This is a genomic window from Geobacillus sp. ZGt-1 (assembly GCF_001026865.1).
GTDB lineage: Bacteria > Bacillota > Bacilli > Bacillales > Anoxybacillaceae > Geobacillus > Geobacillus thermoleovorans.
Map to the genome: position 1 here is coordinate 4,480 of NZ_LDPD01000018.1, position 2,686 is coordinate 7,165.

The window sequence follows — 2,686 nt, forward strand, 5'->3', positions numbered from 1 at the left end:
TCCAATGGTGGATACCCATCCCAAAAATGGCTGACGTAAACGACCGGCTTGACACAATGCACGCCGGAATGGGCGGCGAACTGGATGGCAACGTCGCGGCGGCGCATGAGCGTTTGGGCGAGGTCAGAAAGCTGCATGACCAAACTCGAGTCGACCGTTCGGTCATTGAACATCATAAACCGCTCCATGCCGAGCCTCCTATTCGTCAAACCACGTTTCAGCGATGTTGCGCACTGCGGCCCGTTCCCGTTCATCGTCGAGCTTATCGACGATGCTTCGTTCAATGGCCCGCAATGGCGGCATGTACGCCGCCAAATCGCACGCATCCAACAAAGCGCGCACCGAAGCCGCTTCCTCGGCGATTTGTCCGTTTCGCACCTGCACAAGCAGATCAGCCGACAGGGCGACGAAACGATCGATCAACGTTTCATCCGTTAATGTAGTTTGCGCCAACAATACCGATTTTAATGTTTCTCCTTGTACATACGGCACATTGATGACGACAAACCGGTTTTTGAGCGCCTCATTGAGCGGTACGGTGCCAATATAGCCTTCATTGATCGCGGCGATGACGCCAAATGTCGGTTTCGCCTGCACGAGATCGCCGGTGAGCGGATTCGTGAGCCGCCGCCGGTAGTCAAGGACGCTGTTTAAAATCGGCAGCGTCTCTGGTTTCGCCATATTAATTTCGTCAATATATAGCAAATGCCCTTTTGTCATCGCCTGGATGACTGGTCCGGGCACGTACTCGATCACCGCCTGGCTGTTTTTGTGCACGATCGTCTTAAAACCGAGCAATGCTTCGGCGTCTAAGTCCACGGAACAGTTGATGCTGTGCATCGGTTGACCAAACAAAGCGGACAACGTTTCAGCAAGCCGCGTTTTTCCCGATCCGGTCGGGCCTTTTAAGAGCACGTTTTTCCCAAGCGCGAGCGCAATGGCGGCATCGTGCACGATCGCCTCATCTGCCGCCTTGTACCCGCCCGCTCCAATCAACGCGCGATCCGGATCGCGGCGGAACAGTTCTTTTCGCTTTTCCATTTCTTTCGTGACCGTCAACGGCCATGTTCCCATCTTCTGACTTCCTCTCTGTGGCGATCTTCCCCTCTCATTCTACTAGATCGCCCGGCGGGACGCAAAACAAAAGAACTAGACCATAAATATATTATGTAAATATAACAAAGAAAAAACGAGGCGCTCTCAACCGAAGTTGTCCTCAATCGCCTTGCGAATGAGCGCCGCGCACCGATCAAGCTCCGCTTTGAGCTGGCGTTTGTACAGCTTCGCCTTTTCCTGTCCGCCCTCGGCGAACCGATAGTAAACGACTTCTTGGTACTTCATTCCCTCTTTTTTCTGTTTCACTTGTTTTAAAATGCCGTCTTCGATCAAATCGTGCAGCGCCTTATACACTTCGGAGTGGTTCGGCCGGTAGCCGAACGGCTTGAACTCTTGGCGCAATACATCAAGCAGCTTCAGCCCGTAGAGCCGCTCCTGTTCGGTGAGCGTAATCAAATACAATTTTAAAAACGCACGTTGTTTTAACAGAAAACCGCTGGGCGTCCGTTTTTCTCCCATAGGCTTTTTCCCTCCTTCCCTACGGATGAAATTTCGCTCTTTGGGCGGCCAAATCCTGCTTGTCTTCATTATACCATGCGGGAAAGGAAAAATCCTCTCCCGCTTGGGTTCAATAAAACACGATCGTTTTGTTTCCGTGGATGATGACCCGGTCTTCCAAATGCCACCGAAGCGCCCGGGCGAGCACCGTTTTTTCGATCAGTCGGCCGATCCGCTTTAAGTCGTCCGGATGGTGGCGGTGGTCCACGCGGGCGACGTCCTGCTCAATGATCGGCCCTTCATCCAAATCGTCGGTGACGTAGTGCGATGTGGCGCCGATCAATTTGACGCCGCGCTCATACGCCCGCTCATACGGACGCGCGCCAATAAAGGCGGGCAAAAATGAGTGGTGGATGTTGATGATCCGTCCCGGGAATTCAGCGACAAACGCCGGCGACAAAATTTGCATGTAGCGGGCAAGCACGATGGTGTCGATCTGATAGTCGCGAAGCAGACGGATTTGTTCGGCTTCGGCGTCCGCTTTCGTTTCTTTCGTCACCGGAATATGCACATAAGGGATGCCAAATGACTCGACCGTCTCGCGCAAGTCGGGGTGGTTGCTGATGACAAGGGCGATGTCGGCGATCAGCTCTCCCGCCTGCCATTGCCAAAGAAGTTCAAGCAGACAATGCTCGGCTTTGGAGACAAAAATCGCGATTCGCCGAATGTCGTTGTGCAGCCGAAGCTGCCAACGCATCTCAAATTCAGCAGCGATCGGGGCAAACGCCGCTTCGATCTCTTCTTTTCGCTCGGCGATGTTTGGACAGTCGAACTCCAAGCGGAGAAAAAACGTCCCTCCCTCAGGATCGGTCGAATATTGGCTCGATTCAACGATATTCGCCCCTTGTTCGTACAGAAACGACGTCACTGCCGCGACGATGCCCGGGCGATCTGGGCAGGAGATAAGGATTCGAGCGCGCTGCTCGTAACCTTGCAAAAATGATTGCCAGCGATGTTGGCGAAATGTCGTCATGCGTTGTCTCTCCCTTTTCTTGCTTTTCTTGCAATTCATCATACAAAAAATTCATGAACTTGCCAACAGGGAAGATAACAAAAGAGGGTGTCCCAAAAG

At 52.9% G+C, this 2,686-nt stretch carries 4 protein-coding genes; all 4 read right to left on the reverse strand.

All coding sequences use genetic code 11. The features are described 5' to 3' along the window. A partial coding sequence (locus VU18_RS19670) for a hypothetical protein (protein WP_047757919.1) occupies window positions 1–188 on the reverse strand: 188 nt, incomplete at its 3' end. A 10-nt stretch (window positions 189–198) separates the two neighbouring features. After that, entirely contained in the window at window positions 199–1,041 is an 843-nt protein-coding gene (locus VU18_RS07390; protein WP_369792898.1) for an AAA family ATPase, read from the reverse strand. 159 nt (window positions 1,042–1,200) lie between these two features. Then, the gene (locus tag VU18_RS07395) at window positions 1,201–1,575 is read right to left on the reverse strand and encodes a helix-turn-helix transcriptional regulator (protein ID WP_011231227.1); all 375 of its coding nucleotides are present in this window, start codon (window positions 1,573–1,575) and stop codon (window positions 1,201–1,203) included. 109 nt (window positions 1,576–1,684) lie between these two features. After that, entirely contained in the window at window positions 1,685–2,587 is a 903-nt protein-coding gene (gene purU / locus VU18_RS07400) for a formyltetrahydrofolate deformylase (RefSeq protein WP_014195843.1), read from the reverse strand. Window positions 2,588–2,686: the final 99 nt, after the last annotated feature.

Excerpts from the sequence above, each read along its gene's own strand:
- VU18_RS07395 (WP_011231227.1), bottom strand. The coding sequence starts at position 1,575 with ATGGGAGAAAAACGGACGCCCAGCGGTTTTCTGTTAAAACAACGTGCG.
- purU (WP_014195843.1), bottom strand. The coding sequence starts at position 2,587 with ATGACGACATTTCGCCAACATCGCTGGCAATCATTTTTGCAAGGTTAC.
- VU18_RS07390 (WP_369792898.1), bottom strand. The coding sequence starts at position 1,041 with ATGGAAAAGCGAAAAGAACTGTTCCGCCGCGATCCGGATCGCGCGTTG.